At 70.0% G+C, this 19010-nt stretch carries 19 protein-coding genes, 1 tRNA gene and 1 pseudogene; 13 read left to right on the forward strand and 8 right to left on the reverse strand.

Features of this window, described 5'->3' with window-relative positions; genetic code table 11:
• Positions 1-74: 74 nt before the first annotated feature.
• Both ABD327_RS05355 and ABD327_RS05360 read right to left on the reverse strand, forming a co-directional pair.
• The gene (locus ABD327_RS05355; RefSeq protein WP_344449009.1) at positions 75-1124 is read right to left on the reverse strand and encodes a hypothetical protein; all 1050 of its coding nucleotides are present in this window, start codon (positions 1122-1124) and stop codon (positions 75-77) included.
• Between the two features lie 61 nt (positions 1125-1185).
• The gene (locus tag ABD327_RS05360) at positions 1186-1953 is read right to left on the reverse strand and encodes an SDR family NAD(P)-dependent oxidoreductase (RefSeq protein WP_344449010.1); all 768 of its coding nucleotides are present in this window, start codon (positions 1951-1953) and stop codon (positions 1186-1188) included.
• Between the two features lie 116 nt (positions 1954-2069).
• On the opposite strand from ABD327_RS05360, the gene mshA reads away from it, so the two are divergent.
• Together mshA and ABD327_RS05370 are read left to right on the forward strand one after the other, a co-directional pair.
• Entirely contained in the window at positions 2070-3326 is a 1257-nt protein-coding gene (gene mshA / locus ABD327_RS05365) for a D-inositol-3-phosphate glycosyltransferase (RefSeq protein WP_425547067.1), read from the forward strand.
• On the forward strand, positions 3314-3820 hold the full coding sequence (locus ABD327_RS05370; protein WP_344449011.1) for a type III secretion system chaperone family protein: 507 nt from the start codon (positions 3314-3316) through the stop codon (positions 3818-3820). Before mshA ends, ABD327_RS05370 begins: the two co-directional genes overlap by 13 nt.
• Before the next feature lie 348 nt (positions 3821-4168).
• On the opposite strand, the pseudogene ABD327_RS37430 reads toward ABD327_RS05370, so the two are convergent.
• Positions 4169-4342, reverse strand: a pseudogene (locus tag ABD327_RS37430) (zinc ribbon domain-containing protein); the annotation flags it as partial.
• Between the two features lie 7 nt (positions 4343-4349).
• On the opposite strand from ABD327_RS37430, the gene ABD327_RS05375 reads away from it, so the two are divergent.
• The 4 genes from ABD327_RS05375 (at position 4350) to ABD327_RS05390 (ending at position 7957) form a co-directional block, all read left to right on the forward strand.
• Positions 4350-4529 carry a hypothetical protein gene (locus ABD327_RS05375; RefSeq protein WP_344449012.1) on the forward strand — a complete coding sequence of 60 codons (180 nt, stop codon included), beginning with the start codon at positions 4350-4352 and terminating at the stop codon, positions 4527-4529.
• 1504 nt (positions 4530-6033) lie between these two features.
• Complete coding sequence (locus tag ABD327_RS05380) at positions 6034-6780, forward strand: phosphoglyceromutase (RefSeq protein ID WP_344449013.1); 747 nt, start codon at positions 6034-6036, stop codon at positions 6778-6780.
• Between the two features lie 140 nt (positions 6781-6920).
• Positions 6921-7379 carry a helix-turn-helix domain-containing protein gene (locus tag ABD327_RS05385; protein ID WP_344449014.1) on the forward strand — a complete coding sequence of 153 codons (459 nt, stop codon included), beginning with the start codon at positions 6921-6923 and terminating at the stop codon, positions 7377-7379.
• Positions 7379-7957, forward strand: a complete 579-nt coding sequence (locus ABD327_RS05390; protein WP_344449015.1) for a VapC50 family PIN domain-containing toxin — start codon at positions 7379-7381, stop codon at positions 7955-7957. Before ABD327_RS05385 ends, ABD327_RS05390 begins: the two co-directional genes overlap by 1 nt.
• Positions 7958-8032: 75 nt before the next feature.
• Here ABD327_RS05390 and ABD327_RS05395 read toward each other — a convergent pair whose 3' ends face one another.
• Together ABD327_RS05395 and phoU are read right to left on the reverse strand one after the other, a co-directional pair.
• The gene (locus ABD327_RS05395) at positions 8033-8788 is read right to left on the reverse strand and encodes an SDR family NAD(P)-dependent oxidoreductase (protein WP_344449016.1); all 756 of its coding nucleotides are present in this window, start codon (positions 8786-8788) and stop codon (positions 8033-8035) included.
• A 756-nt stretch (positions 8789-9544) separates the two neighbouring features.
• Positions 9545-10210 carry a phosphate signaling complex protein PhoU gene (phoU, locus tag ABD327_RS05400; protein WP_344449017.1) on the reverse strand — a complete coding sequence of 222 codons (666 nt, stop codon included), beginning with the start codon at positions 10208-10210 and terminating at the stop codon, positions 9545-9547.
• 173 nt (positions 10211-10383) lie between these two features.
• Here phoU and ABD327_RS05405 point away from each other — a divergent pair, with 173 nt between their 5' ends.
• Together ABD327_RS05405 and ABD327_RS05410 are read left to right on the forward strand one after the other, a co-directional pair.
• On the forward strand, positions 10384-11622 hold the full coding sequence (locus ABD327_RS05405; protein WP_344449018.1) for a sensor histidine kinase: 1239 nt from the start codon (positions 10384-10386) through the stop codon (positions 11620-11622).
• Positions 11619-12299: a response regulator gene (locus tag ABD327_RS05410; RefSeq protein ID WP_344449019.1), complete on the forward strand. Its 681-nt coding sequence runs from the start codon at positions 11619-11621 to the stop codon at positions 12297-12299. The genes ABD327_RS05405 and ABD327_RS05410 overlap by 4 nt, the downstream gene beginning before the upstream one ends.
• Before the next feature lie 66 nt (positions 12300-12365).
• Here the strand turns inward: ABD327_RS05410 and ABD327_RS05415 are convergent, their stop codons facing one another.
• On the reverse strand, positions 12366-13181 hold the full coding sequence (locus ABD327_RS05415) for a hypothetical protein (protein ID WP_344449020.1): 816 nt from the start codon (positions 13179-13181) through the stop codon (positions 12366-12368).
• Positions 13182-13298: 117 nt separating this feature from the next.
• A complete protein-coding gene (locus ABD327_RS05420) occupies positions 13299-14006 on the reverse strand; it encodes a hypothetical protein (protein ID WP_344449021.1) in 708 nt (235 codons plus the stop codon).
• 322 nt (positions 14007-14328) lie between these two features.
• Here ABD327_RS05420 and ABD327_RS05425 point away from each other — a divergent pair, with 322 nt between their 5' ends.
• The gene (locus ABD327_RS05425) at positions 14329-14811 is read left to right on the forward strand and encodes a CarD family transcriptional regulator (protein ID WP_106397345.1); all 483 of its coding nucleotides are present in this window, start codon (positions 14329-14331) and stop codon (positions 14809-14811) included.
• A 47-nt stretch (positions 14812-14858) separates the two neighbouring features.
• Positions 14859-15344: a 2-C-methyl-D-erythritol 2,4-cyclodiphosphate synthase gene (gene ispF, locus ABD327_RS05430; protein ID WP_344449022.1), complete on the forward strand. Its 486-nt coding sequence runs from the start codon at positions 14859-14861 to the stop codon at positions 15342-15344.
• A 10-nt stretch (positions 15345-15354) separates the two neighbouring features.
• Here the strand turns inward: ispF and ABD327_RS05435 are convergent, their stop codons facing one another.
• The gene (locus ABD327_RS05435) at positions 15355-16359 is read right to left on the reverse strand and encodes a hypothetical protein (protein WP_344449023.1); all 1005 of its coding nucleotides are present in this window, start codon (positions 16357-16359) and stop codon (positions 15355-15357) included.
• Between the two features lie 128 nt (positions 16360-16487).
• Here ABD327_RS05435 and cysS point away from each other — a divergent pair, with 128 nt between their 5' ends.
• From cysS to ABD327_RS05450, 3 genes are all read left to right on the forward strand, one after another.
• Positions 16488-17882 carry a cysteine--tRNA ligase gene (gene cysS / locus ABD327_RS05440; protein WP_344449024.1) on the forward strand — a complete coding sequence of 465 codons (1395 nt, stop codon included), beginning with the start codon at positions 16488-16490 and terminating at the stop codon, positions 17880-17882.
• A gap of 91 nt (positions 17883-17973) precedes the next feature.
• Positions 17974-18897, forward strand: a complete 924-nt coding sequence (gene rlmB, locus ABD327_RS05445) for a 23S rRNA (guanosine(2251)-2'-O)-methyltransferase RlmB (RefSeq protein WP_344449025.1) — start codon at positions 17974-17976, stop codon at positions 18895-18897.
• Positions 18898-18929: 32 nt separating this feature from the next.
• Positions 18930-19006, forward strand: a tRNA-Thr gene (locus ABD327_RS05450).
• Positions 19007-19010 lie beyond the last annotated feature (4 nt).

The raw sequence follows: 19010 nt of genomic DNA on the forward strand, positions 1-19010 counted from the left end.
GGCGGGCGGCGCCGCTGGCGTCTGGGCGAGCTGAGCCTGCCGTGGGAGGCCGTCGCGCCTCGGGAACGGCCGGGTCAGCGGTAGATCTCGAGGACGGGCACCTGCTTGCCGTCGTTCACGACACCGCCGACCGCGACGACCTGCTTGGTGCCGGGGATCTGCGCGATGTCGTGGATGTAGGTCTCCTTGCCGCGGGCGGGGCCGCTCACGGTGCGCCACTTGCCGGCCCAGTGGAGGTAGCGCGACCTGGTGCCCGTACCGGGGGAGGGGATCGTCCAGGCGCCGTTCCCGCCGTCGGGCGCGAGGGCGTAGTGCGAGATCAGCGGGGTGGACGCCTCGGACCACTTCGAGCCGTTCCAGCGCAGCAGGCCGCCGCCGTTCTGCGCGCGAACCGCCCAGACCTTGTTCGGGCCGACGGCGGCGATGTCCTGGATGATGTTGTGCGGCTGGCCGATCACGCCCCAGGAGCCGCCCGGCGCGACCTGCTTCCACTGGCCGCCGCTCAGCCGCAGCACGGTCGCCACGGCCTGGGTGCCGTTGGCGGTGGTCGTGCCCGCCAGCCACACGTCGTTCTTGTTGCGGACGGACACCGAGGTCAGCGAGGCTCCGGCGACCCCGGGCACGTCCACGTTCACGAACGCCTTGCCGTTCCAGCGGCGCACGGCGCTGGCCCCGTCGTTCCTGGAGTTGAGCCCGGCGACAGACCAGACGCTGCCGTCCTTGGCCGCGGAGAGGGACAGCGGGATGAGCGGAATGTCCAGGGGCCCGAACTTGCCCTTCTGGTAACCGGCCTTCTTCCACTTCTTGCCGTTCCAGTACATCGCCACCGGGGTGATCCCCGAGTACCCGACGGCCCAGGCCTTGCGGGCGCCGATCGCGGCGAGCCCGGTCGGCCGGAACTTCATCGGGCTCTTCTTCGCCGTCCACTTCTTGCCGTTCCAGTGGAACGGCCGCCCGTTCTCGTTGACCGCGAAGATCGTTTTCTTGTTGACCGCGGCCACCTGCAGCAGCGCTCCGGTGGTCTTGAACGCCTTGCTCTTGACGTTCTTCCAGGCCGGGGCGGCCGAGGCGGGTTGCGGCACGAGCAGGGCGCCCGCGACGGCCGCGGCGACGACGATCCGCATGACGGTTCCTCCTGGGACGGGGGGTTTGCGGGGCAACCCTAGGGGAAGCGGCGAAGCCCGGCTAGGACGTGCGGTGGATCCGGTAAGGAGCGGCCTGGGCGCGGGGCTGGACGTCGATGCGGTCGATGTTGACGTGCGGGGGGCGGGTGACGGCCCAGGCGATGCAGTCGGCGATGTCGTCGGCGTTCAGGGGTTCCTCGACGCCCTCGTAGGGCTTCTTCGCGGCCTCGGCGTCGCCCCGGAAGCGCACCAGGGAGAACTCCTCGGTCTTGACCATGCCGGGGGCGACCTCGGTGATCCTGACGGGCTTGTCGACCAGTTCCAGGCGCAGGACCTCGTTGACGGCGACCGCCGCGTGCTTGGCGGCGTTGTAGCCGCCGCCCCCGACGTAGGGGACGTGGCCCGCCAGGGAGGTGACGTTCACCACATGTCCGGCGCCGCCGGCGATCATCTTGGGCAGCAGGGCGCGCGTCATGCGCATCAGGCCCAGCACGTTGGTGTCGTACATGACCCGCCAGTCCTCGGTCACCGCGTCGGCGACGGACTCCAGGCCGTGGGCTCCGCCGGCGTTGTTGACCAGGACGTGGCATTCGCGCAGGCCCTCGGCGAGGGCGGCGACGGATTCCTCCGAGGTCACGTCCAGGGTGACCGCCCGGACGAATCCGCGCCGTCCGGCGGGGTCGGCGGCCTCGATCTCCTTGACCAGATCCTCCAGCCGGTCCCGGCGGCGGGCCGCGGCCACGATGTCGAACCCTTCGGCCGCCAGGCGGCGGGCGGTCGCCGCCCCGATGCCACTGCTGGCGCCTGTGATCACTGCAGTCTTACGCATATGTCCCATCTTGGCGTATATGTCATGAGTGTCTGGGGGTGGGTGCGGGAACAAGCCCGGTTCGTAGGTAGTTTCAAGTGACCGGATTGTTCTGTTCTCGAACGAAGCGAGGTCCCGTGGTCAACCGGGTCGCGACGCTCTCCGTGCACACGTCGCCTCTTGATCAACCCGGTACGGGTGACGCGGGCGGCATGAACGTCTACATCGTGGAGACGGCGAAACGGCTGGCAGAGCGGGGCGTCGAGGTCGACATCTTCACCAGGGCCACCTCGCGCAGGCTGCCGTCCGTGGTGGAGCTGGCGCCCGGGGTGCTGGTCCGCCACGTCCCCGCCGGCCCGTTCGAGGAACTCGACAAGGGCGAGCTCCCCAGGCAGCTGTGCCAGTTCACCTCAGGGCTGCTGCGGGTCGAGGCCGCGCACGACCAGGGGCACTACGACCTCGTCCACTCCCACTACTGGCTCTCCGGACAGCCCGGATGGGTCGCCGCGCACCGCTGGGGAGTGCCGCTGGTGCACTCCATGCACACCCTGGCCAAGGTCAAGAACGCCAACCTGGCCGCCGGGGACGCGCCCGAGCCCGTGCTGCGGGTCTCCGGCGAGGAGCAGATCGTCGCCGACGCCCACCAGCTGATCGCCAACACCTCGGACGAGGCCCGGCAGCTCGTGGACCTCTACGAGGCCGAGGACGAGCGGGTGCAGACAGTGGCACCCGGAGTGAACCTGGACGTCTTCCGGCCGGGGGACAAAGAGCGCGTCCGGGAGAAGCTGAACCTTCCACGGGACGCCTACGTGCTGCTCTTCGTGGGGCGTATCCAACCCCTGAAAGCCCCCGACGTACTGGTACGGGCCGCCGCCGAGCTGCTGGAGACCCGTCCGTACCTGCGTTCCCGGCTGGTCGTGGCGATCGTGGGCGGGCCGTCCGGCTCGGGCAAGGAGCGCCCCGAAGAGCTGCAGAAGCTCGCGGCCCGGCTGGGGCTGACGGACATCATCCGGTTCGAGCCGCCGCAGCCGCAGCCGCAGCTGGCCGACTGGTACCGGGCCGCGGACGTGACGGTGGTGCCGTCCCACAACGAGTCGTTCGGGCTGGTCGCCGTGGAGGCCCAGGCGTGCGGTACGCCCGTCGTCGCCTCCGCCGTGGGAGGACTGCGCACGGCCGTCGGACACGGCGTCTCCGGCCTTCTCATCAACGGGCACGACCCTCGCGACTACGCGGCGGTGCTGGGGCGGCTGGCGGACGAACCGCTGCTGCGCGCCCGCCTGGGCGAGGGTGCCGTACGCCACGCCAGGGTCTTCGGGTGGGACGCGACTGCCGAACGGCTTTTGCGGGTATACAAGAGCGCTGTGAGTGATCGGGTGTGCGCATGGGCGCGGTAGAGGCAGAGGCAGCGGTCGAGACGATCAGGAAGGTCCTGGAGGAGTCGGACCTGACCTACGAAACCCCTCGTGAGGGGGCTTTCTTCGTCAAGCTTCCGGGCGAGCACAAGCTCGCCACGATGACGTGGCTGATCGTGGGCCCCTACAGCGTCCACGTGGAGGCGTTCTTCTGCCGCCAGCCGGACGAGAACCACGCCCAGTTCTACCGCTGGCTCCTGGAGAAGAACGCCCGCATGTACTGCCTGGCGTTCACCCTGGACGAGGCGGGCGACGTCTACCTGACCGGCAAGCTCCCTCTCGCGGCGGTCAATCCCGAGGAGATCGACCGCGTCCTCGGCTGCGCCCTGACCTACAGCGACGAGAACTTCGACCGCGCCCTGGAGCTCGGTTTCAAGACCTCGATCCAGAAGGAGTGGGACTGGCGGGTCTCGCGCGGGGAGTCCCTGGCCAACCTGCAGGCCTTCGCGCGTTTCGCCGATCCCGAGAACCGCTGACGGCGGGCCCCTCGCTAAGGCCTGTTTCAAAGCGGCTGAAACAGTCCGGTGCCCGGTGGCGTCTGTCCGGGGGGATCCGTGGAGGGTCCCGGTCCGGGGTCGGCGCCTCTGGCGTTCCGGAATCGGCCGAGCAGAGGCCGCCCCTGTGCGGGGGCGGCTGCCGCCTCGCCTCCCGCCGCCTGTTCGGGCGGGGTGGGGGCGGGTGGCGGTTGACTCGGCCAGGGCTCCTTGCAGCCCGGGCCCGAACACGCCCAAGACGTGCCGGGAAGCATGGAAATCGACCGACGCGGTCTTGGGATCGGCCTCGTCGGTCCAGACCACGAACGCGCCCAGCGCGGCCGAGACCAGGTCCCGGTCGGCGGCCAGTCCGCAGGACGGGCAGTGGTGCATTCGCTGTTTGAGGGTCTTGGGCGTTCTGTGTCCGCACAGGCAGTGCTGGGACAGGGCGGTGGCGAACGTGGCCGCCCTCCCTAGTCGACCGCCCGCAGCCGAGCATTCGGCAGCCAGCGCGGCTTTGAGCATGCCGGGGGTGAACACCGCGCACGCCCGTCCCCACAGTCGAAACCAGGAGCTGACCGGCCCGTCCTCGACGGTCAGCCGCACCCCGTGGGCGGCGGTGATCCGCTCCGCCACCCGCCTCGCGCGGGCGCGTTTGGCTTGGGTGCGTCCGGCCTGCTGCACGCGGATGCGGGTGCGCAGCGCTCGGTAGCCGCTGGTGAGCCGGTCCTTGCGATACGAGGCCAGGGGACGGCCTGCCGCATCGGACAGCCGCGGTCCCTTGGGCAGCCCGACCCGCCGCTCCGGTAGTCCGGTGGTCTGCCTGCGCTGCTGCCGCCTGTGCTGACGGCGTGAGAGTTCGTACTGGGCGTTGTTGTTCGCACGGCGTGAGCGCTCCAGAGCCCGGGCGCGTCTGCGGGCGGTGCGCCGCTCCCGCTCCACGGCGACGTGTTCCAGGTCGGTGAGAGTGATCTGGTCTGCCAGCACGGGCCCGTCGGCCGGTTGCAGGGCGGCGGGGAGGGAGACGACGGACAGGTTGGAGACGTTGAGGTCCACCCCGCCGACCCGCTCCAGAGCAGCAGCCCGTCGACGACGCTCCCGCGTGGCAGGGGAGGTGTATCCGCCGTTCAGGACCATCAGGTGCGCCTCGTACACCCACCCGCCGGGTGCGGCGGGGTGCGGACGCCGCACCAGGTCGATCTTGTGCCAGAGCTCGGGCCGCCCCAGGAAGTGACACAGCCTCTGCCACCGGCCAGCGCCCTGCGGCAGCCGTACCGGCAGCACGATCTCCCCGCGCTTGCTGTCGGGGCCGCCGGTGAACACCACCGTCAGCGGCCCGTCATGCTCCCACCACGAACCCCTGCCCCCGCGACCGGCCGCAGGCATGCGGCGCGGCTGGGCCAGTACCGGCGTCCCCGGCGCCAGCCGCGCGGCCTGCACCGGGGTCCTCACATGGGCGGGCAGGGCGGGATGGCGCCAGGCGTCCAGATGGCCCTGCAGGCTGCCGTGCAGCCGGAACGTCTCCCATTTGCGCGCCTGGGTGTGCGAACGGGCCCGGCCCGGGATGCGCGTGTACTCCCACCAGGAGCCCGTCCGGGGCCGCCCGGCACGCTTGCCGGAGGCGTCGGGGACCAGGTGGCGCTCCACCCCGGTCCACACCTCATCGGCCTGGTGCAGCGCCAAAGCCTTCGACGCGTGGTGGCGCAGCCAACCGGATGCGTCCAGGTGAGCGTAGGCGGCCCGCTCCAGAGCCGGACGCGTCAGGCCCACCTCGCGCCGCCAGGCCGCCGCGTCCGCCTCCCGGCGACGTGCGCCCGCCCAGAAAGCCTCCGTCCGGGAGCGGGCCTCACGCTGCAACGCACGCTTGAGGCAGAACATCGCGAAGAACAACGACTCCAGACGCGCCGCGGTCTGCTCGTCGACGACCAGAGGCAGGCGGATCACCGAGACCGGGCCGTCCCACCGCCACGCCGGATCCTTGTTCGCACCCCGAGTGCGGCGCACACCACCACCGGGGTCACCGGAGGCATCCGGTGACCCCGGCACGGTGACGGCTGGTGTCTGCATGACCCGGATCCTGCCATGCGTGACCGACAGAACACAGAAAGTCATCAAGTTCTTTCCGTCGTCCGGCAAGACGCATCGGAGCCTCTCCCCAGCGCATCCACCGATCCACCTGCGACCCCATTTTGAGACAGGCCCTAGAATGGGCGACCATGGCGACCTTGGTTTTGCTCCGGCATGGTGAAAGCGTGTGGAATGCGGAGAACCTGTTCACCGGCTGGGTGGACGTGGATCTCTCCGCCAAGGGCGAAGGCGAGGCGGGCGTCGCGGGCGAGCTGCTCCTCGACGCCGACCTGACCCCCGACGTGCTGCACACGTCCCTGCTCAAGCGCGCGATCCGCACCGCGAACATCGCGCTGGACACCGCCGACCTCCTGTGGCTGCCGGTGAAGCGCTCCTGGCGCCTCAACGAGCGCCACTACGGCGCCCTCCAGGGCAAGAACAAGGCCCAGACCCTCGAGGAGTTCGGCGAGGAGCAGTTCCAGACCTGGCGCCGCTCCTACGACACCCCGCCGCCGCCCATCGCCGACAAGGACCCGCTCTCGCAGGTCGGCGACCTCCGCTACGGCCACCTCCCGTCGGAGCTCGTCCCCCGCACCGAGTGCCTGGCCGACGTCGTCGACCGCCTCCTGCCCTACTGGTACGACGAGATCGTCCCCGACCTGGCGGCCGGCAAGACCGTCCTCGTGGTGGCCCACGGCAACTCCCTGCGCGCCCTGGTCAAGCACCTCGACGGCATCGCCGACGACGAGATCGCCGGCCTCAACATCCCCACCGGCATCCCCCTGAAGTACGAACTCGACGCCGACTACGTCCCCCGCAAGCGCGGCGGCGAGTACCTCGACCCGGCCGCCGCCAAGGCCGCCATCGAGGCCGTCAAGAACCAGGGCAAGAAGTAACCACCGGTTTCGTATGAAGGGCCGTGCCTCCGGGCGCGGCCCTTCTGCTTTCCCTCCGCCACTGTCGGCAGTCCTGGCATCCGGATTCAGGTTTGCGTTTATTGCATCTGCTGCACATAATGCGTATGAGAGGAGTGGTCATGACGGTGAGAACGCCGAAATCCCTGGAACCCGGCAAGGTGGACGCGCAGGAGTCCGCCCGCGCCCTGCGCAGGATCAAGGACTACCTGGCGACTCACCCCGGCACCGAGGACGTCCGTGTCACGGGTGAGCTGGTGGGCGATGAGGCGCTGGTCCTGCCCCGCGACGTCGTGACGATGCTCGCCTACATGCTCGCGCAGCTCGCCGAGGGCCGCGGCGTCACGGCGATGCCCAGCCACGCCGAGCTGACCACGCGACAGGCGGCGGACATCCTGAACGTCTCCCGGCCCTACCTCATCGGCCTGCTCGAAGCGGGAAAGATCCCTTACCGGCTGGTCGGCCGTCACAGGCGCGTCCTGTTCGAGGACCTCATGGCCTACAAGCAACGGAGCGACGTCGAAAGCGGCAGGGCCGCCGACGACCTGATCGCCCTCAGCGAGGACCTGGACCTCTACTGATGGCGGTCGTGGTGGTCTACGACGCCAACGTGCTCTACGGCAACGAGGTCCGCGACCTCCTCATCCGGATCGCCAGGTCGGGCCTGGTGCAAGCACGCTGGACGAGCACGATCCTGGAAGAGGTGACCCGCAACCTCACCGTGAACAGACCGGACATCCCGGCCGAAAAGTTGTCCGTCCTGCGCGAGCGGATGAACGCCGCTGTGCCGGGAGCGCTGGTGGAAGGCCATGAGGAACTCATAGAAGGCCTCAAGCTTCCCGACGCGGATGACCGGCATGTCCTGGCTGCGGCGATCAAAATCGGTGCGGAGGCCATCATCACCTCGAACCTCAGGGACTTTCCCACCGATGTCCTCGAGCGCTATGAAATCGAGGCCAAAAGCCCCGACGACTTCGTGCTCGACCAGTTCGACCTCGACGAGAGCACCGTGCGTGACTGCGTCCACCAGATCGCGAACAGCAGGACCCGGCCCCGAAGACGTTCGCCGCCATTCTGGACGCCCTCGAACGCGCAGGCTTGGTGGAGTCGGCCGCGCTCCTTCGAGACTGAGGAATCGCGGGAACGCGAACCGGTGTAGCCGAGAAAGGCATGCGCCTCGAGGGGTTCGGCGAGGCCCGGTGGGGCGCGGGGTGGTCCGCGCCCCACCGGGGGTTCAGCGGAGCTTGATGGCGCCGCCGTCGGCCATGACGGTCTGGCCGGTCATGTACTGGGCGTCGTCGCTCGCGAGGAAGGCGATGATGGGGGCGACGTCGTGGTCGGGGTCGCCGAAGCGGCCCAGGGGCACCTTGGCCGCGGACTGCGCGTACTGCTCGGGGCGCGCCTGGGCCCACTGGGCCACGCCGCCGGTCATGGCCATGGGGCAGACCACGTTGACGCGGATGTTGAACGGGGCCCACTCGTTGGCGACGACCCGGCTGAGACCGCGGATGGCCTCCTTCGCCGCTGCGTAGGAGGCCTGGTTGACCTGGCCGTCGAGCCCGGCGCCGGAGCCGAAGTTGATGACCGACGCGTTGCCGGTCTTCTTCAGCTCCGGCAGGGCGGCGAGCATGAAGTTGCGGGTGGAGTACAGGCCGCTGCCCATCGCGAGGTCCCAGTCGTCGTCGGTCTGCTCCTCGAACGGCTTCTGCCGCGACGCGCTCGCGTTGTTCACCAGGACGTCGAGCTTCCCGAAGCGCTCGACGGCCGCCGCGACGGCCGCGCGCGCGACGGCCGGGTCGGACACGTCGCCCTGCAGGAAGACCACGGCGTCCCCCAGCTCGCGGGCGAGCGCCTCCCCGGCCTCCTGCTGCAGGTCGACGACGACGACCCGGGCGCCACGCGCGACGAACAGCTTCGTGACGGCGCCGCCGATGCCGGAGGCCCCGCCGGTGACGACGGCCGACTTTCCCTGCAGGCTGAGGTTTTCCATGGCGCTTCCCTTCGTGGGCGCCCGCGGAGCGGCGTCAACCGGTGGAACCGGCCACGCGCATCTCCGCAGACGCTTCTTCCGATGCTCTACGACCAGGTACATGCCCTGATCGGGAGGATCGTCGCAGGATGGCGCGCGACCGCGTCCACCAGATCGCGACCAGCGGGACCCGGCCGCCGAATACCTTCGCCGCCATCTCGACGCCCTCGAACGTGACGGCCTGGTGGCATCGGCCGTGTTCCTCCCGAACCGAGAATCCGGGAGAACGCGAACCGATCCCATTTCGTCCAAGCGCCGAGCCGGGAAACTGATATCCCGCATTCTCAGCAGACGGCACTCCTCGTACTGCACCGGTCATATCGGCCACGATTCGAGCTTCTCGCGAGGATGCGGGGCGAGCCGAGAGCCGGATTGCCGCCCGCGGGATTTTCCGAGGAGGTGATCGAGCGCCGCGTTCTGGTCACAGCCGAATTGCTCGTGAATTCGATCAGAGCGAGCTATCTGAGAAAGGACGAGACAGATGTGATGGCCTACCGGACCGAGGGGCGGATGAAGCCCGCGCCATGCTCCACTGCGACAAGGGGTCCGGCCGCGGCCTCCCGCTGTGCGATCTCCTCTGCAAGAGTCCCGTCGAGCGGCTTCCCTTTGACGACGGCAAGATCACGGTGGTCGTGCCGGCGTTGGAGGCCGGGTGATCGGCGGTCGGGGACGAGAAAGGGCCGCGCCTTTCGGCACGGCCCTTCGGCTCCTAGAGGATCAGGAGAACTCGTCGATGATGTCCTCCGGGCGCTGCCCCGTCACCAGATAAACCACATCCCCCGCGACGTGGACGGCGTGGTCGGCGAAGCGTTCGAAGTAGCGGCCGACGAGGGTGATGTCGACGGCCTTCTCCACGCCGTGGCTCCATTTGGGGGACAGGAGCACCGTGAAGAGCTTGCGGTGGAGTCTGTCCATCGCGTCGTCGTCGGTGTCGAGTTCCAGGCCCATGGCGACGTCCTGGGAGGCGATGACGCTGCCGGCCTTGGCGACCATGCGGCCGGCGATCTGGCCCATCTCCAGGATGGTGACCTGGAGTTCGTTGGGGATGCAGGACTCGGGGTGGCGGCGGCGGGCCGTCTTGGCGATGTGGGCGGCCAGGTCGCCCATGCGCTCCAGGTCGGCGCTCATCCGCAGGGAGGTGATGAGGGTGCGGAGGTCGCCGGCCACGGGCTGCTGGCGGGCCATGAGGTCGAAGACGGTCTCCTCGATCTCCAGGTCGATCTTGTTGATCGCCTTGTCGCCGCTGATCACCTCCTCGGCGATGCGGGCGTCCGCGTCCAGCAGGGCGGAGGTCGCCTGGGCCATGGCGGAACGGACGAGCCGGGTCATGTCCACCAGTTTGTGGGAGATCCCGTCGAGTTCCTCGTGGTAGGCGTCGCGCACAGTACTTCCTCATCCTCGGTTCGGGCGCGTTCGGACGCCCGGTTCTCTCTTTGCACATGCTCCACAGTCGCTGTGAACTGAAACGGATATACAGGTGAACATTGAACGAACGCCGTGCCTGGGATGCCGTTTGTAGTGCGAGAACGTCCTGAAGGGCGCTTAACATCCGTGGTGTGAACATCGAGATGGCCGCGGGCCTGGCCGGAGCGGTCGGGCTGATCGGTGGCCTCGCGACCGGTCTGGCGATCCGGTTCAGCGAGGCGGCGCACGGCAAGGCGTCCCCGCCTCCGGACCCCTCTTCGGCGCTCCCCAAGGGGCTCGCCGCCGTTCTGAGCGTCCTCCCCTTCTCCGTCGTCGTCGTGGACCTCGAGGACAGGGTCAGGAGGGCCTCCCCCGCCGCGCGCGCCCTCGGGATGGTCAAGGGCGACCGGCTCATGGTGGACGAGCTGATGGCGCTGGCGCGGCTCGTCCGGCGGGACGGGGAGATCCGCGAGACCGAGCTCCAGCTCGGACCCAACCGGCACGACGCCCGCTGGTTCTCCGTCCGGGTCGCGCCGCTGGGCGTCCAGGGGCTGGTCCTGGTGCTTGCCGAGGACCTCACCGAGCTGCGCCGCGTCGAGTCGATCCGGCGGGACTTCTCCGCCAACGTGAGCCACGAGCTGAAGACCCCGGTCGGCGCGCTGCTGCTGCTCGCCGAGACCGTCGAGGCCGCCGCCGAGGACGAGGAGGCCGTGCGGCGGTTCGCCGGCCGCATGCAGATCGAGGCGGCCCGCCTGTCCAGCCTCGTCCAGGACCTGATCACGCTCTCCCACGTGCAGGGCGACGAGCCCCTCGCCGAGGAGAAGCCCGTCTCGCTGGACGCCGTCGTCGCCGAGTCCGTCGACCGGGCCCGCACGGCCGCCGAGGGCAAGGGCACCGAGCTGGTCGTCACCGGGGTCGCCGACCTCTGGGTGCGCGGCGACCAGGAGCTGCTCGCCACCGCCCTGAAGAACCTGATCGACAACGCGATCTCCTACAGCCCCGAGCGGACCAGGGTGAGCGTCGAGACCCGGCTCATGGAGGGGTGCGCCGAGCTCAGCGTGACCGACCAGGGCATCGGCATCCCCGAACGGGAACTGGAGAGGATCTTCGAGCGGTTCTACCGGGTGGATCCGGCCCGCTCCCGCGAGACCGGCGGCACCGGTCTGGGCCTGGCCATCGTCAAGCACGTGGCGACCAAGCACGGAGGCGAGGTGACGGTCTGGAGCAAGGAGGGCTCCGGCTCGACCTTCGGCCTGCGGCTTCCCCTGCTGGAACACCCCCGATCCACGGAAGCACGTGCGTCCGGCGGCGCGCTGCCGGTGGCCGAACGTGCGCTGACGCGCCCTGAACGATCCCCAGAAGACCAGTCAGTCCGGGAGGACACTCCGTGACCCGTGTACTCGTCGTCGAGGATGAAGAGTCCTTCAGCGACGCCCTGTCCTACATGCTGCGCAAGGAGGGTTTCGAGGTCGCCGTCGCGGCCACCGGGCCCGACGCGCTGGAGACCTTCGACCGCAACGGCGCCGACCTCGTCCTGCTGGACCTGATGCTGCCGGGGCTGCCCGGCACCGAGGTCTGCCGCGAGCTGCGCTCCCGCTCGAACGTCCCGGTGATCATGCTGACCGCCAAGGACAGCGAGGTCGACAAGGTGGTGGGCCTGGAGCTCGGCGCCGACGACTACGTCACCAAGCCGTTCTCCTCCCGCGAGCTGGTCGCCCGGATCCGGGCGGTGCTGCGCCGCCAGGGCGACGTGGAGGAGCTCTCCCCGGCCGTCCTGGAGGCCGGGCCCGTCCGGATGGACGTGGAACGCCACATCGTCAGCGTCGGCGGCGAGACCGTCCAGCTGCCCCTGAAGGAGTTCGAGCTGCTGGAGGTGCTGCTGCGCAACGCGGGCCGCGTCCTGACCCGCATGCAGCTGATCGACCGCGTGTGGGGCGCCGACTACGTCGGGGACACCAAGACCCTGGACGTCCACGTGAAGCGCCTCAGGGCCAAGGTCGAGCCCGTGCCATCCGAGCCGCGCTACATCATCACGGTGCGGGGCCTGGGCTACAAGTTCGAGCCCTGACCCGACCGGAACACGCGGAAGGCCCCCGGCTTCACGCCGGGGGCCTTCTCGCGGTTCGGGGGGAGATCAGCTCTCGTGCTGCTCCTGCTTCTTCTTGGCCTTCTTGGTGGCGGTGGCGGTGGGGTTGGCGGCGGGGGTCGCCTCGACGGTCGTCTCGCCGTGCTCGCCGGCCTCTTCGCCGTGTTCACCGTGCTCGCCCTCGGTGGAGGGGGAGGCCGTCTGGCTGGGGGACGGCGTCGTCTTGGTGGCCGGGGCCAGGGTGGAGTACTCGCCCTGCGCCGGGATGACCTGGACGCTCACCGTGATCGCCTGGGCGTTGCGGAACTGCAGGGTCAGGCGGAGGTACTCGCCGCCGAAGAACACCTTCTTGGTGTTCTTCAGGACCACCGCGGAGCCGCCGTCCTGGCTCTTCTCCTCGGCCTGGCCGGTGGGGGCCTGGCCGGTGGGGGCCTGGGAGGGCGAGGCGGGCGTCTGGGAGGGCTCGGTCGTGGCGCCGGCGGCGCTCGGGCTCGCGGACGGCGAGGCCTGCCCCGCCGGCTGGGCCAGGTTGACCGCCTCGTGCGCGGGCAGTTCGACGGCGCCGCCCTTGACGGTGCCGAGCTCGACCAGGCCGCCCTCGACGGTGACGCCGGTGAGGGCGTCGCTCTCGGAGGAGGCGTTGTTGATCAGGGAGCCGTAGACCGAGAGGGAGGAGCCGATCGGCAGCTTGGCGCCGGGCACCGGGCCCAGCACGAAGAGGTTGCGGACGTCGATCCCGTGCTGGGAGAAGTTGACGCCTTCGGTCAGCTGCGTGGGCTTGCTGCTCTCCGCGTTGGTGCCGGCACCGCATCCGGTCAGGGCGAGAGAACCGGCAACGGCCAGCAGGGCGACTTTGCGGATCACGACGACGAGCTCCTCAGAAGTGCACGCACAGTGCGGTGACGGTAGTGAATGGAGGTTTGTCCGGACGAATCGTAGCGACCAGGGCACGGTGCTCAGGCCCGGGGGGTCGAACTGCGATCAGACCTTGATGAGGCGGGGGTCGACCACCGGTCCGAGGTCGTGGATCACCTGGGAGACCAGGCCGTCGCTCCGGACGACCACCACCGTCAGGCCTCGCGCGCGGTAAGAGGAGGCGAGGGCGTTCCCGGGGTCGTCGACGATCCCCGTCACCGTCTCCGTGATGCGATTCACGACCGGGCGGAGCTCCTGGTGGGCGTTGGGGACGCTCTGCCCGCTCGTCCGCCGGTCGGCCAGCAGGTAGAAGTGCAGCGACTGGCCGGCCGCCTGCCGGGCGAGCTCCCGCAGCCGGTCCTCGCAGGCGCAGCCCGGCGGCATGATCGTGAAGACGGCGGGCCTGAGGCTCTCGGCGGTGCGGGGGGCGGCGTTCACGACGACCTGGGCGTCCGGGAGGCGGCCGCCGACCGCGCCCACGGCGGCGGTGGGGGAGGCGAGCGGGGCCGCGGGCGCCTGCGGGACGGGGCGCGGCCCGAAGAAGGTGATCAGGATGCCGCTGACGAGCGTCAGGACCAGGGAGAGGGCCAGGACCGGGACGGCCAGCCCGTAGCGGGTGACCGGGCGGAGCAGGCGGCGCAGCCTGGCCCGGCGCCGCTTGGCCCGTTCCTCGCGTCGCCACGCGGCCAGGTCCTCGTCCAGCTCACGGGCGTCGTCCGGGACGACCACGTCCACGCGAGGCAGGCCGTAGTCGTCGTCTCCGTCGTGTCTCATGCCGCACCTCTAGCCCTCGGCGGCAGGCCTCGGTTCCCAGTATGGTCGGCGGTCCGCCGGAAGCGCCCTCGCGGGGGCAGAAAAACGGTGCGCTTCCCGAAGCCGTGAACAGATTGAGAAGGGCCGTTTCCACCTGTTGCCCGCAGGTTGCAGAGATGTTGCCCGTGGGTAGAACAATGAGCTCAGGGACGGTGCTTGCACCGCTGTGAGACTTTGTCAAGACCCCAATTGGTGGCGTGACCTGCGGAAATGTACAGTTGTCCGGTACGCGGCGGGAGAAGAGCGTGGTATCCTAGTCCCTAGCGGAAGGGGTACTTGTCACATGACTTTCACGGTCGGCGACACTGTCGTCTACCCCCACCATGGGGCTGCTCGGATCGAAGCCATCGAGACTCGCACCATCAAGGGTGAGGACAAGACCTACCTGGTGCTGAAGGTCGACAAGGGAGACCTTACAGTACGCGTCCCCGCGGACAACGCCGAGCTCGTGGGCGTCCGGGATGTGGTCGGCCAGGAAGGCCTGGAGAAGGTGTTCGAGGTGCTGCGCGCCCCCTACACCGAAGAGCCCACCAACTGGTCTCGGCGTTACAAGGCGAACTTGGAGAAGCTGGCGTCCGGTGACGTCAACAAGGTCGCCGAGGTCGTTCGCGACCTCTGGCGGCGCGACAAGGAGCGCGGTCTGTCCGCCGGCGAGAAGCGCATGCTCGCCAAGGCACGGCAGATCCTGGTCAGCGAGCTCGCGCTCGCGGAGAAGACCAACGAGGACAAGGCCGAAGCGCTTCTGGACGAGGTGCTGGCCGGTTAGCTCTGCTCCTTTCAGGGTTTTCCCCGTCGGTGGGCTTTAATACCCGCATGACACAGAACCATCCACGGGTGGGCGTCGGAACCGACGTCCACCCGTTCGCTTCCGGCCGCCCCCTGTGGGTCGCGGGGCTGGAATGGCCCGGCGAGGGCGACGGCATCGAAGGCCACTCCGACGGCGACGTGGCGGCCCACGCGGCCTGCGACGCGCTGCTGGGCGCCGCCGGGCTGGGCGATCTGGGAGCCGTCTTCGGCACCTCCGACCCGCGCTGGCACGGGGCGTCCGGCGCCGTGCTCCTCACCGAGGTGCACCGGCTGGTGCGCGAGGCCGGCTACGAGATCGGGAACGTGGCGATCCAGGTGATCGGCAACCGGCCGAAGATCGGCAAGCGGCGGGGCGAGGCGGAGAAGGCGCTCGGCGCCGTGCTGGACGGGGCCGCGGTCAGCGTCTCGGCCACCACCACCGACGGGCTCGGGCTGACCGGCCGGGGCGAGGGCATCGCCGCCATCGCCACCGCGCTGATCTTCCCCCGCTGACGCCCGTCCGTCAGCTCTCCTCCGGCGGGAGGGGGGCGCTGCGGAAGCTCCCCGACGGGGGGTTGCGCTCCGGCGAGTAGCCGACCCACTCCCCGTCCTCGACGGGCTCTTCGGCGTCCCCTGAATCCCGGCTCTCGGGCTTATGGACGGGAAGGGGGAAGTCCGGCTGGGTCGTGGAAGCCCGGGCGTTCCCGTCCTCCAGAGGTTCCTGCGCCGTCTCCTCGGAAGCCTCCTTCCGGCCGACCAGCTTCACGTCCGTCGGCAGGCTCAGGGGCGGCCGGACCGGCTGCGGCTCCTCCCGGACGGGTTCCTCGATCTCCTCGACCTCCTCGCGGGCCTCCTCCCGGACGCCGCCGGGCCAGGGCGAGTCCCACGGCTCCGTCTCGTCGACCGTCTCCTCGAGGGGGGCGACGGGCTCCCGGTAGGCCTCGGGGAGGTCCTCGGCGGTGAGCAGGGGCAGCGGGTCGGTCTGGTGCTCCGGACGCTCCTCGGCCCGCTCCTCTACGAGGCCGGGGATCAGCGCGGGCGCGTCGTTCTTCTTCGCGTGGGCTGCCCGGTGCCTCCGGGGCCGCCGCTGCGGGGCGCCCTCGCGCAGCTGCCGGAACATCGACATCCACAGCCAGATCGCCAGCAGCGCCGCCACCCAGGGCGCGGACGCGACGCCCGCCTCCAGCGCGGTGCCCTCGATCGGCTCGAAGCCCTTGAGCGCGTGCTGCACCGAGGCCGCGATCCCGCCGCCCACCAGCGCGATCAGCACCAGCCAACGGGTCCACCGCACCCACCAGGGGGAGTTGCGGGCGACGAAGACCGCGAGCAGGGCGACCGACACCAGACCGTCGTAGACCAGCGGGTAGTGGCGGCCGAACCGGTCGGCGTTGTCCCCCCTCAGTCCGGCGAGGGCCAGCAGGCGCAGGGCGTCGTAGGACAGGTAGAACGCTCCGGCGGTGAGCGCGGCGACCGCGAGGAAGCCGAGCACGGTGAAGAGACGCTGTGAACGGGTGGGAGCGGGAGTCATGACGCCTCGGGGGAAGACGAATAGGTGGAAGTCAATCTTCCCCGTCCAAGAGCCATTTTCGCGACCCTTGCTGGACAACTGTGTCAGCTACCTCTGGAAGGGCCCGGGCCCTAGTAGCCTTGACTTCCGTGAGTCTCCGCCTTTATGACACCAGCACTCGTACCGTCCGGGACTTCGAGCCCCTTCACCCGGGGCGGGTCGGGCTGTACGTGTGCGGGGCCACGCCACAGGCCGCTCCGCACATCGGACACCTGCGGTCCGGGGTGATCTACGACCTGCTGGTGCGGTGGCTGAAGAGGTCGGGGTACGAGGTGACGTTCGCGCGCAACGTCACCGACGTCGACGACAAGATCATCGCGGTGGCGGAGAAGACCGGCGTGCCGTGGTTCGCGGTCGCCGAGGCCAACCAGCGGATCTTCAACCGCGGGTACGCGACGCTCGGCTGCCTCGACCCGACGATCGAGCCGCGCGCGACCGGGCACGTGCCCGAGATGATCATCCTGATGCGGCGGCTGATCGACGCCGGGCACGCCTACAACGTCGAGAACGACGTGTACTTCGACGTGAAGTCCTGGGCCTCGGAGTACGGGAGGCTGTCCAACCAGCGGCTCGAGAACATGCGCTCGCCAGGGGACACCCCCAACGAGGACCTCAAGCGCGACCCGCGCGACTTCGCGCTGTGGAAGGGCGCCAAGCCCGGCGAGCCCAGCTGGGAGACCCCCTGGGGTCCCGGCCGCCCCGGCTGGCACCTGGAGTGCTCGGCGATGGCCACCAAGTACCTCGGCGCGACGTTCGACATCCACGGCGGCGGCGTCGACCTGATCTTCCCGCACCACGAGAACGAGATCGCCCAGTCGAAGGCCGCCGGGGACGGGTTCGCCCGCTACTGGCTGCACAACGGGCTCCTCACCATCGAGGGCGAGAAGATGAGCAAGTCCCTCGGGAACGTGGTCTACCTGGACGACCTGCTCCGGCGGGTGCGCCCCGTCGAGGCGCGGTACTACCTGGCCTCGGCGCACTACCGGTCGGTCATCGACTTCACGCCCGGCGCCCTGGACGAGGCGGCCACCGCCTACCAGCGGATCGAGGGCTTCCTCACCCGGGCCGGCGAGGCGTTCGGCGACATCAAGCCGTCCGCCGACCTGCCCGTGGCCTTCAGCGAGGCGCTCGACGATGACCTGGGCGTCCCGCAGGCCCTCGCCGTCGTCCACGAGACCGTCCGGGCGGGCAACAGCGCGCTGGCGTCCGACGACCAGCGGACGGCGCGTGACGCCGCGTCCTCGGTGCGGGCCATGACGGCCGTGCTGGGCCTCGACCCGGCGGAATGGACGTCCTCCTCCGGCGGCGACGACCTGCGCCCGGTGGTGGAGGCGCTCGTCAAGGTCGCGCTCGACCAGCGGCAGGCGGCGCGGGAACGCAAGGACTGGGCGGCGGCCGACGCCATCCGGGACGGGCTGACCGCCGCCGGGATCGTGGTGGAGGACACCCCCCAGGGGCCGCGGTTCGACATCCGCAGGGGATGATCCCGGCCGATCCCGGGCCGATCCCGTCCGGGGGGTCGGGGAGTCCCTATACCCTGGAGTGTAAGAATTTTCCAGGGAGGGGCAGCCGAGGATGACCAAGAAGGGCAAGAAGGGCCCGAGCGTCACCGCCAAGGCCGAGGACAGGCACTGGCACGGCAAGCGGGTCAAGGCGCGCAACGCCAAGAACGCTTCCCGCACGGGCTCGAAGACCCTGGGTCTCCGCAAGCCCGGTTCGAGGCCCGGCGGCGCGGCGCAGGACCGTTCGGAGCGTCCCGGCGCCACGCGGCGCCCTGACGCGCCCGAGCTCGTCCACGGCCGCAACCCGGTCCTGGAGGCGCTCCGCGAGGGCGTCCCCGGCACCACGCTGTACTACATGGCCGACAGCGACGAGCGCGTCCGCGAGGCCATCAAGATCGCGGCCGACAGCGGCATCGCCCTGCTGGAGTGCGGCAAGCCCGAACTGGACCGCCTGACGGACCGCGCCGTCCACCAGGGCCTCGCCCTGCAGGTGAAGCCGTTCCGCTACGCCCACCCCGACGACCTCCTGCGCGGCACCGCCCCGCTGATCGTCGCCCTGGACGGCATCACCGACGCCCGCAACCTCGGCGCCATCGTCCGCTCCGCGTCGGCCTTCGGCGCCAGCGGCATCCTGCTGCCCGAACGCCGCAGCGCGAGCATCAACGCGGGCGCCTGGAAGACCAGCGCCGGCACCCTGGCGAACATGCCCGTGGCCCGCTGCACCAACCTCACCCGCCAGCTGAAGGCCTACCAGGACGCGGGCTGCTTCGTCGCGGGCCTCGACGCCCACGGCGGCTCCAGCATCGCCGACATCCCCGCCGCCGACGGCCCCTTCGTCCTCGTCGTCGGCTCCGAGGGCAAGGGCCTCAGCCGCCTGGTCACCGACCACTGCGACATCCTCGCCCACATCCCCATGTTCGGCCACGCCGAGTCCCTCAACGCCGGCATAGCCGCAGGCATCGCCCTGTACGAACTCGCCCGCCAGCGTCACAGCTGATTTCCGGCTACCATGCCCCCATAACCTTCTACGCCTCGTTAGCTCAGCCGGCCAGAGCAGCTGTCTTGTAAACAGCAGGTCATCGGTTCGAATCCGATACGGGGCTCCAGGTC

Origin of the sequence: Actinocorallia aurantiaca, from assembly GCF_039533685.1 — a bacterium.
Lineage (GTDB): Bacteria > Actinomycetota > Actinomycetes > Streptosporangiales > Streptosporangiaceae > Actinocorallia > Actinocorallia aurantiaca.

Coding starts and splice junctions, on each gene's coding strand:
- ABD327_RS05355 (WP_344449009.1), bottom strand. CDS start 1,124: ATGCGGATCGTCGTCGCCGCGGCCGTCGCGGGCGCCCTGCTCGTGCCG.
- ABD327_RS05360 (WP_344449010.1), bottom strand. CDS start 1,953: ATGCGTAAGACTGCAGTGATCACAGGCGCCAGCAGTGGCATCGGGGCG.
- ABD327_RS05370 (WP_344449011.1), top strand. CDS start 3,314: ATGGGCGCGGTAGAGGCAGAGGCAGCGGTCGAGACGATCAGGAAGGTC.
- ABD327_RS05380 (WP_344449013.1), top strand. CDS start 6,034: ATGGCGACCTTGGTTTTGCTCCGGCATGGTGAAAGCGTGTGGAATGCG.
- ABD327_RS05385 (WP_344449014.1), top strand. CDS start 6,921: ATGACGGTGAGAACGCCGAAATCCCTGGAACCCGGCAAGGTGGACGCG.
- ABD327_RS05390 (WP_344449015.1), top strand. CDS start 7,379: ATGGCGGTCGTGGTGGTCTACGACGCCAACGTGCTCTACGGCAACGAG.
- ABD327_RS05395 (WP_344449016.1), bottom strand. CDS start 8,788: ATGGAAAACCTCAGCCTGCAGGGAAAGTCGGCCGTCGTCACCGGCGGG.
- ABD327_RS05420 (WP_344449021.1), bottom strand. CDS start 14,006: ATGAGACACGACGGAGACGACGACTACGGCCTGCCTCGCGTGGACGTG.
- ABD327_RS05425 (WP_106397345.1), top strand. CDS start 14,329: ATGACTTTCACGGTCGGCGACACTGTCGTCTACCCCCACCATGGGGCT.
- ispF (WP_344449022.1), top strand. CDS start 14,859: ATGACACAGAACCATCCACGGGTGGGCGTCGGAACCGACGTCCACCCG.
- ABD327_RS05435 (WP_344449023.1), bottom strand. CDS start 16,359: ATGACTCCCGCTCCCACCCGTTCACAGCGTCTCTTCACCGTGCTCGGC.
- rlmB (WP_344449025.1), top strand. CDS start 17,974: ATGACCAAGAAGGGCAAGAAGGGCCCGAGCGTCACCGCCAAGGCCGAG.